Genomic DNA, 14564 nt, shown 5'->3' on the forward strand with positions numbered 1-14564 from the left:
TTCGATTTTCAGCAAATTTTCGCATGGAATGCGAATTTGCTCAATGAAGTTATTCGGATGTGGAAGAAGAGCGTAGCCCGAATAGGCCAAATGAACGTTTTGGTTCTCGGGATAAGTATGGGCTGCTAGTCCATACTTCTTGAAGCGTTTTTTTGATGCTTGGGGCGTCCTAACCTCATTTGAAGCTAGGACCAATATTTTATTAATCAGTTTTACCCCGCCGCGGCTTCCTCCACCGGCTTGGCCTTGGCCAGTATCTCCTCGGTTACCGGGGCCGTGCCTTTGCACTTGGGGTAAGTCGAGCACCCCAGGAAGCTCCGGCCACGGAAGAACTTCATGTTCATCTTGGCACCGCACTTGGGACAGGGGAAGTCGACTTCCACCTTCGGCTGCTTGGGCGGCGGAGGCGGCAGTTGATCCTTCAGTTTCTCTTTCAGTTCCGGACTTAACGGCTTGGCATTCCGGCACTTCGGATAACCGCTGCACGACAGGAATGGTCCGCGCGGGCCGCGCTTGATCACCATCGCGCTATTGCATTTCTCGCAGTATTCCCCGGTGTTGACCGGTTGCACAGGATTGCCGCTGGCATCCACATCCTTGGCGTTTTTGCACTTGGGATAGCCGGTACAGGCGAGGAAGGGCCCGCGACGTCCCTGACGGATAACCATCGGCTTGCCGCACTTCTCGCACATATGCTCGGTCGGCTTGGCCGAAAGCTCAGCCTTGCCATCCGCACCAATGTTCATCGTCGTCTTACACTCCGGATAGCCGGAGCAACCCAGAAACGGCCCGGTCTTGCCAATCCGCTCCAGCATGAACTTGCCGCAAGTCGGGCAGACGATATCGGTCAGTTTCGGTTCCGGCCGAGCTTCTTCCCCTTCACGCGGTTTGATGTACTTGCACTGGTTTTCTTTGTCTTTGTAACCCGAGCAGCCAACGAACTTTCCGCCGGTTTTGGCCGAGTAAAGCTCGAGTAATGGCCGTCCGCACTTGGGGCAGAGTTCGCCCGTTTCCACGCCGCTTTGCACGGGCATGTCGGTTTCGGCTTTGGTCAATTCCTCGGCGAACGGCCCCCAGAATTCATCGAGAACCGCAGCGTATTCCAGCTTGCCGTTCTCGATATCGTCCAACTCCTCTTCCATGTGGGAAGTGAACTTCAAATCCATCACTTTGGGGAAGTGCTTCACCAGCAGATCGGTGACGACTTTGCCAATTTCCGTGGCATAAAATCGGCGTTCCTTCTGCTCGACGTAGCCTCGCTTCTGAATGGTCGAAATAATCGTCGCATAAGTCGACGGCCGTCCGATCCCTTCTTTTTCCAGGATCCGAACCAGGCTCGCTTCGTTGTAGCGGCTGGGTGGCTGGGTGAAGTGCTGGCTGCTGAAGAGATCGAGCTTATCCAACTGCAGTTTTTCCTGCAGAGCCGGGAGCAGAGCGTCTTCCTGCTTGCCCGCGGGCGGCAGGACTTTGCGGTAGCCATCGAACTTCTGAATCTTGCCCTGAGTCTTGAAAACGCCATCGCCGGCGGTCACTTCGACATTAGTTACAGCAAATACCGCCGGGGCCATTTGACTTGCCACAAACCGATTGTAGATCAGCTGATACAGCCGGAACTGGTCGTTATCCAGATACGGTTGCACGCGGTCCGGCGTGTAGGTCAAATCCGTAGGACGAATGGCTTCGTGGGCCTCCTGAGCGCTTTTACCGCTGGCATAGAAGTTCGGCTTTTCGGGCAAGTATCTATCGCCATATCTCTCACCGATATGGCCCCGGACTTTGGTCATCGCTTCATTGGAAATGCGCGTGCTGTCCGTACGCATGTAGGTGATCAGCGCTATCGAGCCCTCTTTGCCCAGTTCCACCCCTTCGTAGAGCTTCTGGGCATGCATCATGCTGATCCGAGAAGACATTCGAAGGCGAATGTTCGCCTGCTGTTGTAAAGTCGAGGTGGTGAAGGGGGCCTGCGGCCGTTCGTTACGGTCCGTTTGCTCGACCTTGGTGACGATGTAAGGGACGTTTTTCAAGGCCTCAAAAATCTCGTCCGCCGTAGACTCATTCGTCGCCTTGAATTCCGATCCTTTCCACTTGGCCAACTCCGCCGTGAAGGCGCCCGGCGGAATCTTGGTTTCCGCGTCTTCCTTCTCCGCAAGTTCCTGCGGTCCGGTTTCGGTATCGACGATCTCGGCTTCCTTGGCCGGTTCGTCTTTCTTTTCGCCCTTCTTCTTCGCTAACGTCTTGGCTTTGGCTGGGTTAGCAATGTAGCCCTTCACCTGATTTTCGAGGGCCAACAGGGCAGTAATTTTCCAATATTCTTCCGGCACGAACGCTTCAATTTCGCGTTCTCTTTCGACCAGCAGACGCACTGCCACGGACTGGACGCGACCGGCCGAGAGCCCCCGGGTGACCTTCTTGCCCAACAGCCCGGAAAGGGGGTAGCCCACCACACGATCGAGGACCCGGCGGGCTTCCTGAGCCTTCACTCGATCCATATCGATCTTTGTGGCATCCTTCAGAGCTTCCTGAACGGCGGTTTTAGTAATTTCGTTGAAGCGAATCCGGTAGGTACGGTCGTCCTCCAGATTCAATTCGTCCTTGATGTGCCAGGCAATCGATTCCCCTTCGCGGTCGGGGTCACTGGCCAGAAAGACGCGGTTGCTCTTGTCCGCTTCTTTCTTCAGTTCATTAAGAATGTCGCGCTGCGTCCGGCGCCCCTTGCGATCGCCATCCGCTTTATCCTGCACGGCGTAACGCGGTATCCAGCCACCTTTTATGGTAACGCCGACGATATCTTCCCCTTTGGTCTTGCGACCCTTGGGGAGATCCCGGACGTGTCCATAAGACGCCAGGACTTTGTAGCCGCTGCCGAGATATTTATTGATGGTCTTGGCCTTGGCCGGGGATTCGACGATCACCAGATCCCGGCTTCGGGTCGGGCGCTCGCCGGTCTCGTTTTCGAGTTCCTCGGTATCGGCCGGTTCGACCTCTGCCTTTTTCTTGCCTCGGGGCGCAGGAGACTTCTTGGCGGCCGCCGGCTTTTTAGGCGCAGCCGGGGCTTTCGCCTTGCGGGTCGCGGGCTTCTTCGCGTCAGGCGTGGGGTTTTCAGTCGTCTTTTTCTTAGTCGGCACTCGTGTTCCTCGATCTCGTCTGCCGCAGGCAAAAGCACAATCCTTTATCGGGGGCAGTTGTTCCGATATCAGCTTTCGCTAGAATCGACAGCCAGAGTTAATATCCTCTCACCATTAGTAAAGTGTTCGGCTTGCTGTCAAGAGGGGCGACAGCGGGATTTCAGGATATAAGTTTTTTTTACCGAGGAACGGCAATGGCTTTTAACCCGTTCGAAGCGATGCGGAAACGCGGCAAGATGATCCTTTCGATCGTCACCATCTGCATCATGTTTATATTCGTTCTGTCCAGCGGATTAGCGGGCGGCGACTTCTTTAATGATGTCATCCCGAGAGTCTTTGGCGGCGGAGGACGAAACGCCGGTACGGCCGTAGCCGAGGGCTTCGGAAAAAAAATTACCGGAATTGAAATTTCTCAAACGCAGATGTCCCGCCGGCTGGCGAATCAGTTCATGTACTTCGCGCGTGAGGTGGCCGACACCTCTCGGATTCGAAACATCAGCGGCAAATTGGACAAACTGAAGGAAGAGACCCGCGTTCTTCTCAAAGATCCCGTGGAAATTCGTCGGAAACTTTATGATACAACCCTTCAGGATGTCTCCAGTAAGGATCGGTTGGCTGCACAGCAAGCCTACATCGGTGTTCTCGGTCGGGAATTGCAACTGGCCCAATTGGGCGAACAGTACACTTTCTTTAAATTCCGCGAGCAATTGAGGCAACTCGATCCTGAAAAAAACAAAGAGGATTACGAAGCAGTCAGCAGTGTGCTGACAATCATGCAGCGCGATATTCAGCGATTACGTCAACAGGTTCCATCCAACTTCCAGTGGCCAAACGAGTCAGATCAGAATGCCATCGACTTCATTTTGTTGAAGCGTAAAGCCGACAAAGAAGGGATTCAATTCCCGAAGCAGGAGCTCGATTTGCTGGTCACGACAGATCTGGGGACCACCCTCTCCCCCGAAGATTCGGCCACTGCTGAAAAAATGCTCCGGTCGATTGACCGCTTTAAGTCCTATCGCACTTCCGATCTGGTAACGGCACTGGCCGACGAATATCGGGTACAAACCGTTCTGATGGCGAACTTCCGGGAACGACCCACCCCCACGCCTTATGAATTCTTCGATTTCTACCAGGACACCAACAAGGAAATTTCTTATTCCCTCGTCGAAATCCCGGTTAAAAACTTCATCGATCAGGTCAAAGAACAGCCGACTCTGGACGAACTCAAGAAGTTGTTCGACAAGTATCGGACTATCGAAATGAATCCCAGTCAGCCGACACCCGGCTTCAAGGATTCCCGCAAGATTAAACTGGAGTTTTTGACTTTGAATCCCAAGGCCAAGATGTACAGCGAAAGCGGTCCTTATATCCACGCAGCCACCAAGATTGCTGCCGGGATGATGCCCGTAGGCGGGCCTGCCGAGGGCATTTTGACGGCTCTGGCACCTGAGATTGCGGAAAATCAACAAGTGGAGGCGGAGGTCGCCAAGATTCGGGATGCTGATCGAAATTTCAACAACTGGGGCGACTGGAGCTCCAGCAAAGTTCACGATTCCAGCGTCTATAGTCCGCTGCCGCTCGCGGCCTTGGCAGCTCAAATGCTGGATCCTAATAATCCGACGCGGTTCCTGAATGCCGGCGTCTGCTTCACGCAGCAGGCGTATGCAATCGAAACTCGCGATCGCGTGAAGTCTGGTATGCCCATGGCTCTGGCAGGCTTCTCGCCGAATCCGATCGCTCCCTTGGCGGCCGTCCCGGTGACAGCGGCTCTGTTGCCAGCTGAACCCCCTTCGGCGGTCTATGCCGGACCCATCCGCAAGAAGATTCAAGAGCAGGAGATTCGACAGTTATTTGTGAATGACGTAACTGCGTTCATGAACCGCTTCAATGCGTACACCAACGACCTGACTTCCAAGACTGAACCTGGCAAGTTCCAGAAAGCCAAAGAAGCGGTGATCAAAAATATCGTCGATTTCTCGGTCGCTCGTGGTCTGTTAATTTCCTCCTCAACCGAAGCCAAAGATATTTTTAACATCGATAAGGATCCCAAGCTGACTCCGTTAGTGCAAAAAGGGCCGCCGCTGCCGGGCCGACTGAGTGGTTTACAAGAGCGATTCTGGTTCAAGCGAACTCAAGATCCCAACTCGATGCAGGAATCCCGACTGGTGCCGATCACCGAAAATGATCCGACGCTCTTCCGCCCCAATTGGTATCCGGAACAACCGATCGATGAATTGGATAAGCCCGCATATGTTGTCTGGGTAACCGAAGATATTCCTTCGAAAGCCTACTTGAACTACGATATTGCCCCCGAGCCGATCAAGAAGCGTGTGATGGACGCCTGGAAAACAGCCAAAGCCCGCGATCTCGCGAAAAAAGCGGCCGATGATCTCGGAGCCAAGGTCAAAGAACTGGCTACCAAGGATCTCACCGGTCCGGATAAGGTAGCTTTGTTCGAAGACAATCTGAATGCCATGATTCGTCCTATGAATTACAACTATAAGGGTGAATTGACCCTGTCGATTTACAAACATCAACCGGGTACGGGTACGAACGATCTGGCCGGTCGGTATGTGCAGAACTATGCCATAGCTCCGAGTACGGTCGAATACCCTGGGGATATGACCCGCACCCTTCTGGAAGCACGCTCGAAGCCCGTGGGCGAAACGCTGGTGCTCAACGATTTGCCGGTGAAGTCTTACTACATCAGCACGATTGTCGCCCAGCGACTGAAGACGATTTCAGAATTTTCCAGCATCTACAAGCAGTCGATGAAGTCGACTCCGGATGCGGATATGTTCTACCGACAATATTTCCTGCAAAAGTGGCAGGCGGATAATCTTCGCGAGACCATGGAACGCCTTTACGCCGAAGCCAATTATAAGATGGATCCAAAAGCGGCGGAGAGTCGAAAGAAAGATCCCAACCAGGATCTCGATAACTGATCGAGGATAGACTTCCCGATTCGTACGGGGTGAGGGGAGAGAATTTGACACCGGTTCAAGTTCTTTCTTCTCACCCCGTGCCATTTTCGTCTGGTAGAATAACCGTAAGCGAGCTTTTCCCTACTCTTTGCGGTGGCTTCAATGTTGGACCATACGATTCCGTCCACAGGAACTCCCCGACTTCCGCCAACGGCATTGGATCAAACTGCACCGGGGAATCCGCCGAATTCAGAACCTAAGCAGGCCGACGCGGTAAATGACACCGCTCCCGGCGGTTCGCAGCAAGCCGTCGTTCGGCCGATCAATTCTCTGGACCAAACGGCTCCCGGCTCGCTACAGAATCCGCTGCTGGACCCCGATCAAACCACGGAAGGATCCTATTTACCCGAGGCTTCGAGCGAATCGCCGCTCAATACCGTGGTTCAATCGGCCACGCCCGAATTTTTGAATTCGAAATCCTCTGCCGTGAATTCGAGTTCGCCCATCCGCTATCGCATTCAGAAAGTCCACGCAAAAGGCAACGTCGGTCAGGTCTCGCTTGCCTGGGACGAGGAACTGGCCCGAGCAGTAGCCTTTAAAGAGTTGCGGAACGATCGCCATATTACTCCTCAGGTCTTGTCGCGTTTCCGGACGGAGGCGGAAGTTACTGCGGCCCTCGAGCATCCGGGCGTGGTGCCGGTCTATGGCCGGGGTCGGAATGCGCCGGACAAGCCCTGGTACGCGATGCGTTTTGTTCAGGGGGATCCGCTTTCCCAGGAGATCAGCAAATATCATCAGAACGCAAAAGAGACTGGCAAGACGACTGAGACCAGTCTGGCTCTGCGATCCTTGCTGAGGAGATTTGTCGATGTCTGCAATGTGATGGGGTATGCCCATCATCGCGGGTTTCTGCATCGCGATATAAAGCCCGCGAATATTATGGTGGGGCCGTTCGGGGAGACACTGGTAGTCGACTGGGGCTTGGCGAAAAAGGTCGGCGATTTCTCGCCGCCGGTAGTGGTGAGTGGAAATCAGTCCGCGACCCGGGAGGTGAACGAAACGGCGACATTTCCGATGGGGGACGATTCGGCTAGTTATACCCTGATGGGGGAAATTGCCGGCAGCCCGGTCTACATGTCTCCGGAACAGGCCCGCGGTGAGTGGGATAAAATTCAACCCTCGAGCGATATTTACAGCCTCGGTTGCGTACTCTACGAAATACTTGTGGGGAATTATCCCTTTTACGGATCAAAGTCGGTTGCGGAAGTGATCGATCGTTTAAAAGCCAACGGTGCGCCGTCTTGGCCGAGGGAAATCAATTCTGCCATTCCCGCCCCTCTGGACGCGATTGTCCGCAAGGCCATGTCGCCGATTGCCACGGATCGCTATCAATCGGCCATCGACCTCGGAAAAGAGGTAGATCGTTGGCTCGGGGATGAACCTGTGCTCGCTTATCCCGAGCCTTGGATAGAGCGGCTGCGTCGGCGCGCTCGACGCAATCGCGGTCTGGTTATCTCCCTGACTCTGGTGTTGATGACCTTGACCCTGGCGTCGAGTATTGGGCTGTATTTCGTCAATCGCGAGAAGAATCGCACGAAGGAGGCCCAAGGCGAAACGAAGTTGGCGCTCGACAAATCCCAGGAATCCGAGAAATTGGCAAACGAGCAGCGTGAACTGGCGCTGACTACAATTCGCAAGGTCGCCAACCAGATCCAGTCGGCCCTGAAAAATCGACCGGATACCCAGGATATCCGCAAGAATTTACTCGCGGAAGCGACCAGCGGGCTGACCCAGATCTCGCGCAGTGCCGATAACGCCAAGCAGATCGATATCGAGCAAGTGAAGATTTACACGGAAATCGGCGACATTTATTTCAACCTGGAAACGGCTGGACCTGAGGAAGCCAACAAACAGTATCAGAAGGCCGAGCAGCTTCTATTGAAGCTTCTGGAAAAAGATCCCAATGATCGCGAAGCGCAAAGAGTGCTGGGACGTCTTTACGAGCGTTACGGCCGCGATCGTCAGCAGCGGTCTGATCTGCCCGGCGCGATTCAATCCTACCGGGATAGTTTGAGAATTCGCAAAAAACTAGCGGAGGATGTTCCCACCGAGATTGCCTATCAGCGGAATCTGGCGATTTCATATTCCAATCTGGCCAGAACGATTGGGGAAGCGGCAATCAACAAGCAAGAACCTTACCCGGATGAAGTGATTGACTTTTTCACCCGGTCCGCGAAGATCCTGGATCAGATCGCGAAATCGAATCCGAAAGATCCTCAGGCCCGACGAAATAGTGTTTCAGCGCTCTTCGAGTTGGGAGATGCGAAACTTCAGAATAAGGGCTACAGCGATGCAATTGGAGATTTTCGGGAAACCAATCGGGAGCTCGAAGAGCTTCGAAACGAGCAGCCGTACGATACTCAGATTCAACGCGATTTCTGGTTGAGTCTGGTGCGAATCGGAGAGTGTGAGGCCGGCTTGAAGCAATTCCCGGAAGCGGAAACTTCTTTCAAGGAGGCCTTGAAGATATTATTGGCCCAGGTGCAAGCTGATCCCAAGAATCGTGAGCCCAAGAATGACTTACTCCTGATTTACGATCGGCTCGGATCGCTGTACCGAACTCGGAAGACCCCGGCCCAGGCACTTGAAGTCTTCCAGAAACGACTGGAAGTTATTCGCGATTTGATGAGTATCGATCCAAACTCGGGTTATCACAAGTTGGAGGAGTTTGCAAATTTGCGATTTCTCGGCATTACCGCTATGGAAGCGGTGAAATACAAGCAAGCCATCGAATGGTTGACGCAGGCTCAGAAAGCGGGTAACGCTTTTGCCCAAAAGTCGGATAGCATCAAGACGGCACTCCAGGATATTGAGGAAAAACTGGCGATCTGTCGGGAGCGGGAGAAAGAGGGGTCATAAATCCGCTTTCTCCTGAACGAGCATAAGCCTCCTTCTGCTCAAGCGGTCTTCGATTCGATGGGTAATAACAACCTTTCGATGCGCGGCGGCCATTTCCATTCGGCCCGGAACTTGTCCAGAGGTTCGCCGATCTGGAAGATTTCTGCTTCAGATAATCGCCCCAATTTTTTCATGGCGGCCAGCATCAACACCGGGGCTCGCTCGGGGGGCAGGCCGATCATGCGGGCACAAGTGGCATCGAGGGCCAGTAAATCGTTGGACATGATCAGCGCGCCCATAAACCGACCGGTCCCATAGATCGGCCCATCGCCTTCCATACCCCAGATCCCATCGACTATGGCTAATTGCGGCGTCTGTGTCAGGGCAATATCGACCACGCTATTGGGTATGCCGCGCCAGTGCAGTTCATTCTTCGGCCAGCCGTAGCACTGGCCGGGCAGAATGCCGAATAGGTTTTTCAGCGAGAGAGTGACCCCGGCCCAATGGTGCATTTTCAGCTTCGGAAGCGAGATCAGGACATCGGCCGAAGTGATGGTCCGCGGCAGAAAGAGATATTCCAGCCCGGTGCAACGCCCGAGGTTCATCTGCTTGACCGGCTCGTCATAATTGATGTCGACAAAACGGACGTCCTGCCGTTTCAGAACTTCTCGCAGTCCGCTGGCATCAACCAGGTAGTCGGAATTCCGCCAATGGCCGGGACCCTCGGCGACGACGATTTCGGCCGCCCCTTCGGCTTTACAGAGACTGATGACAGCATCAATGACTCGTGCGTCCGTATTGATCGGTCGATCGGCGTGGTATTCGACCAGGTTCGGTTTCAGAACGATTTTTTTACCGGCCAGTGGAACGGTCGATCGGAAGTGGTCGAACTGCTGTTTTAGAATTGCCAGGAGGTCAATGTCGTAGGATTTGGCCTCGGCGATATGGACGTTGCTTTTTTCCGGCAGTGGACGCATGGCCCCCAGGCCGGACATCATGACGTTTTGAAACTTGGCTTTGACCTTTCCAAGCAAGCCTTTTTTCGCGACCGGAAGCTGATATTCCTGAATCTCCGGTCGCGGCTTATCGAGACTGGGGGCTTTTCGAAGCTCGCCGGTCAGACGGAAGTAATTCTGTTTATCCGTGGAGAGAGCCAGGAGGGTAGCGGCATGACGCGGCACACTGATCGGACGGCCATCGTCCAATTGCGACTGGTAGATTTTCTCCAGTCGGGCACTGAGCGTTTGAACGGCTTCTGTTGTATCGTCGTAGACGCTCAGGGCGAGGATAGCCCAGGCCAGGTGTTCGAGATCAGTGGATTCTCGAACACTGTCGAAGAGGAAGGTTCGTCCGGCTTGAACTCGTTTCTCGTCATCGAAGCCTTGCAGGGCCAGCAGCATGAGTGAGGAGGGACCGGGGAAGGGGGTCGTCAATTGGCCGAGTACGGTACGGTTACCGTAATTCGCGCCGCCGGTTTCAAAAGCTCGATCGAAAATGGTGCGGATGCCTTCAACCACGCGCGGGTGCTCGCCCTGGCCGCACAGTCGCAGGGCGAGACAGGCCCAGGAGGTCGGTTCCACCCAGGAGAAGGTATTGAGTGCCCAGGGCCAACCGATCAATTGCGTGTCGATATCGAGGAGATCGGCGAATTCCGGGTCGCTGGTGATCGATTTTCCTTGAACGCCTAACAGCAGATCCGTGGTCTGGGTCAGTTCCGAAGCCGGAGCCGCCAGAACTTTATTGGTGAAAAGCGCGATTGCCGTGGGCCAGAATGCCTGGGGCCGACCTTGTTCGAGACGGTAGGCCCCTTCGGGACTGCGGTGTGTGGCGAGACTCGCCCGACCTTTGGTAATGGCCTCGCGATATTTCCCTTCTTGAGTGTTCAGGGCTAGCAGAGCGTAGCAGGTCGGTTCGGGATGAACATAGAGGCCGGGGCCATAGCCCCAGCCGCCGTTGGCATTTTGCAGTTGAACCAATCGATCCAGTGCTTGGGATGCTTCGAACATTCGATCCTCGAATAGAAACAGCTCGCTGAATATTCTCTTTCTCTATTATGCCATATCGGGAGAAAGAGGCCGGTTATTCAAGAGGCTAGCGCGAAATTGTTTTCCGCTGTACAATGGCTAAAGGGAAGGGCCAGCCTATGCGCATCGCACACTTTGATTGCTTTTCGGGTATTTCCGGTGATATGACCTTAGCGGCATTGATCGATTCCGGCGTCGATCCAGATGCAATCCGCAAAGTCATCGCATCTTTCCAGCTTCCCATCGAGATGGAAATCGAAAAAGTCAAACGGAACGGCATCGCGGCCACCTACGTAAACATCGTCGCTCAGGATCAGGAGAGTTACCGCTTTTTACCGGATGTGGAAGCGATCATTCATACCAGCATCATGACCGACCCCCAGAAGCAGCTGGCGTTAAAAATTTTTCGACGGCTGGCGGAAGCGGAAGCCGCCGTGCATGGCATGCCGGTGGAGAAGGTCCACTTTCACGAAGTCGGTGCCCTGGATAGCATCACTGATATCTGCGGGGCGGCCGTCGGCTTGGATTTGCTGGGAGTCGAAAAGTTCACTTCCAGTGCGGTTCCTCCGGGAAGCGGAACCGTGAAATGCGAGCATGGCATCATGCCGGTGCCGGCCCCCGCTACGGCGAATCTGCTCAAAGGTGTGCCGCTGGCCAGTGCGAAGAATACGGGCGAACTAACGACTCCCACCGGCGCGGCCATCTTAACCAGTATCGTTACCGATTACACCAACCAACCGGAAATGGTCGTTGAAAAAATCGGGACCGGGGCTGGGAAACGCAACCCGATCGAGCAGCCGAATATTCTTCGACTGTTCATTGGGGAGGCCCGAAAATCGGCTTCCAGTGTTGAGGATGTCGTGTGGCAACTGGAAACCAACCTCGATGATGTGCCCGGTGAAATCATCGGTTATACCTGCGAGCGTCTTTTGGAGGCCGGAGCGCTGGATGTGTTTCTGGTGCCCATTCAGATGAAGAAATTCCGGCCAGGCGTCATGCTCAGCGTGTTATGCGAACCGAGCCATCGGGAAGCGATTGAAACCATCATTTTTCGGGAAACACGGACACTAGGCATCCGACGGGTGGAGAAAACGCGCAGCAAGGCCAATCGGCAAACTCGGGACATTTCGGATGGAACCGCCGAGTTGAAGGTCAAAGAATCGAAACTGCCGGATGGTTCCAGCCATGCGAAAATCGAGTACAGCGACGCGGCTCGTATTGCCCGACAAAGCGGTGAATCTCTGATCGGCGTTCTGGAGAGAATCCGGATGAGTTCGAACTTAGCGCAGTGATTGCCCTATGAGATGCAATTTTGTCCGGGACTCGATCTAAGTTCTTAATATGAATCTTGAAGAGTTAAACGCGAATCTAGCACACGACGAGTATCGCGTCAGGGCATCTTAAGATTGGGGAAGTTCATGAAGTCGATTTTGGCTTTACTGGGTATTCTTTTTTTTGTCACTTCATCCTTCAGTCAGGCTACCGAAGAAGATAAAAAATTGGCCAGTTACTTCGATGCCTGGCTCGAAGTTTATCTGAAAGATCATCCCACCGAAGCGACCTCTTTGGGGGATCACCGCTACGACGACCGCATGGATGATTTTTCGCCGCAGGCGGTGGCCGCGCGAAAGAAGCATACCGCCGACACTCTCGTCGATCTCCCCAACAAAATCGACTACACGAAACTCTCGCGAAATGGGCAGATCGACTTCGAAATTTTTCGGGATTCGCTCATCCGCTCGCAATGGGACGACAAATTCACCCGGCCGCTGGAACGCGATCCCCGCGCCTGGAATGGCTATATCTCCGATAGCGTCTTCACACTTTTAGTTCAGTCCACAGTCGAGAAGACACGCGGCGTGCAGAACGCCGCCGCTCGGATTCAGGGGATTCCCAAGCTCCTGGAAGCCACCAAAAAAATGCTGAAAGACTGCCCCGAAATTTTCGTGCAGACCGCCATCAAACAAAACCGCGGCTCCGTCGATTTTTATCGCAAAGGTATTTTTGAAATCGCTGGAGAAACCCCCCAGGTTTCTGTGCTCACCGAACCCTGCAAGAAAGCGGCAGCCGCCCTCGAAGAATACCAGTCGTTCCTGGAACACGAGCTATTGCCTCGTTCCAAAGGGGATTGGCGCATCGGCAAAGAACGATTCGCCGAGAAATTGAAGATGGAACTCGATCTTGGCTTCAGTGCCGACGAACTTTATGCCAGGGCCCTCAAGGAATCGGAACGCGTCAAGAACGATATGGCCATGATCGCCCGGCAAATGTGGGCTCAGACCTTCCCGGGTAAAGCGGTACCGCCGGATGATGCCGCGGGGCGACGACTCATGATTCAGCTGGTGCTGGAGGAACTGGGCAAAAAGCATGGCGAAGCCAAGAACATCGTAACGGATGCGAAGAATACCATCGCCGAGATTAAAAAATTCATCGAAGCGAAAAAAATTCTCACGCTTCCTTCGCCGGATCGCTGCGATGTGATCGAGATGCCCGAGTTTCAACGCGGGTTCTCGACGGCCTATCTGAACCCCGCCCCGGCGCTCGATCCGAAGGCGAAGAGCCTTTATGCCGTGAGCCCGCCACCCTCGGAGTGGAACGATCGCCAGGTGGAAAGTTATCTGCGGGAATACAACTCTTCGATGTTGAAGATTCTTACCATTCACGAAGCCTACCCCGGGCATTACGTGCAACTGGAGTACGGCAACCGCAATCCTTCCAAGATTCGCCGAGTTCTTTACAGCGGCGTTTTTGCCGAGGGTTGGGCGGTTTATACGGAGCAGATGATGCTCGATCAGGGCTTCGGAGAAGGCGATCTCTCCATGCGTTTACATCAGCTGAAATGGTACTTGCGAGCAGTCACCAATACGATTCTGGACTACCGCATGCACTGTTTGAATCTTTCAGATGCCGAAGCTCTGAAACTGCTTATGGAGGATGCCTTCCAGACCGAGGGGGAAGCCTTGGGTAAAATCACCCGTTCGAAACTCAGTTCCTGCCAGTTGTCGACCTATTTTGCGGGTCGGGTGGTCTTCTATCGCTTGCGACAGGAAGTGAGCCGGGCGCTGGGGGATAAGTTCGATCTGAAAGAATATCACGAAGCCGCACTGTCGCACGGTACTTTGCCAGTGAAGTATCTTCCGGAACTGGTGAAGAAACAGTTGATCAAGTAGACCAGGGGAAATTTTTCAAATCCGGCTCCGCCCAGCCGGTTCGCGCGGCAACGGACATGAGATGGGCTTCGCTGTAATACTCTAGCGGATAATTCTTGTGCCCGATCTTCTCCAGCACTTCCTGAGTAATCAATTCGAGCGATTTCTGCCCGTCGCAGGGCTTTAAGGCCCAATCTATGGCCATCACATAAAACCGGGTGATGGTTTCGTGATAGCCGCTGGTATCGGTATTCTGACCGCCGACCGATTCATTGTACGTTTTGATTTTTTGCCGCAACTCGTTCAGGGCCCGGATAGGTCCAAACTGGTTCACATACCAGCAACCGACACGCAGATGGGCTTCGTGAGTCCAAAGTGGTTTCGGTAGAGTTTTGTCGTTAAATTGTTGCAGCAAATCGGAAGTAGCAATACTGTCCATAGGAT

At 53.9% G+C, this 14564-nt stretch carries 7 protein-coding genes; 4 read left to right on the top strand and 3 right to left on the bottom strand.

Annotated elements, in window-relative coordinates; genetic code table 11:
* Positions 1-212 precede the first annotated feature (212 nt).
* Positions 213-3125, bottom strand: coding sequence for a type I DNA topoisomerase (gene topA / locus KIH39_RS02380; RefSeq protein ID WP_213497678.1), 2913 nt, complete (start codon positions 3123-3125; stop codon positions 213-215).
* A gap of 194 nt (positions 3126-3319) precedes the next feature.
* On the opposite strand from topA, the gene KIH39_RS02385 reads away from it, so the two are divergent.
* Both KIH39_RS02385 and KIH39_RS02390 read left to right on the top strand, forming a co-directional pair.
* A complete protein-coding gene (locus KIH39_RS02385) occupies positions 3320-6070 on the top strand; it encodes a hypothetical protein (RefSeq protein WP_213497679.1) in 2751 nt (916 codons plus the stop codon).
* 141 nt (positions 6071-6211) lie between these two features.
* Positions 6212-8968, top strand: coding sequence for a serine/threonine-protein kinase (locus KIH39_RS02390; RefSeq protein ID WP_213497680.1), 2757 nt, complete (start codon positions 6212-6214; stop codon positions 8966-8968).
* A gap of 38 nt (positions 8969-9006) precedes the next feature.
* Here KIH39_RS02390 and KIH39_RS02395 read toward each other — a convergent pair whose 3' ends face one another.
* Positions 9007-10953 (bottom strand): DUF362 domain-containing protein, encoded by a 1947-nt coding sequence (locus KIH39_RS02395; protein WP_213497681.1) that lies wholly within the window; start codon positions 10951-10953, stop codon positions 9007-9009.
* Positions 10954-11090: 137 nt separating this feature from the next.
* On the opposite strand from KIH39_RS02395, the gene larC reads away from it, so the two are divergent.
* Positions 11091-12263, top strand: coding sequence for a nickel pincer cofactor biosynthesis protein LarC (gene larC, locus KIH39_RS02400; protein ID WP_213497682.1), 1173 nt, complete (start codon positions 11091-11093; stop codon positions 12261-12263).
* Between the two features lie 126 nt (positions 12264-12389).
* Complete coding sequence (locus KIH39_RS02405; RefSeq protein WP_213497683.1) at positions 12390-14141, top strand: DUF885 domain-containing protein; 1752 nt, start codon at positions 12390-12392, stop codon at positions 14139-14141.
* Here KIH39_RS02405 and KIH39_RS02410 read toward each other — a convergent pair.
* Positions 14134-14559, bottom strand: a complete 426-nt coding sequence (locus KIH39_RS02410; RefSeq protein ID WP_213497684.1) for a hypothetical protein — start codon at positions 14557-14559, stop codon at positions 14134-14136. The two genes, KIH39_RS02405 and KIH39_RS02410, sit on opposite strands and share 8 nt — an antisense overlap.
* Positions 14560-14564 lie beyond the last annotated feature (5 nt).

It is taken from the genome of Telmatocola sphagniphila (assembly GCF_018398935.1).
GTDB classification, from domain to species: domain Bacteria; phylum Planctomycetota; class Planctomycetia; order Gemmatales; family Gemmataceae; genus Telmatocola; species Telmatocola sphagniphila.

Excerpts from the sequence above, each read along its gene's own strand:
- KIH39_RS02395 (WP_213497681.1), bottom strand. The coding sequence starts at position 10,953 with ATGTTCGAAGCATCCCAAGCACTGGATCGATTGGTTCAACTGCAAAAT.
- KIH39_RS02385 (WP_213497679.1), top strand. The coding sequence starts at position 3,320 with ATGGCTTTTAACCCGTTCGAAGCGATGCGGAAACGCGGCAAGATGATC.
- KIH39_RS02410 (WP_213497684.1), bottom strand. The coding sequence starts at position 14,559 with ATGGACAGTATTGCTACTTCCGATTTGCTGCAACAATTTAACGACAAA.
- KIH39_RS02390 (WP_213497680.1), top strand. The coding sequence starts at position 6,212 with ATGTTGGACCATACGATTCCGTCCACAGGAACTCCCCGACTTCCGCCA.
- larC (WP_213497682.1), top strand. The coding sequence starts at position 11,091 with ATGCGCATCGCACACTTTGATTGCTTTTCGGGTATTTCCGGTGATATG.
- KIH39_RS02405 (WP_213497683.1), top strand. The coding sequence starts at position 12,390 with ATGAAGTCGATTTTGGCTTTACTGGGTATTCTTTTTTTTGTCACTTCA.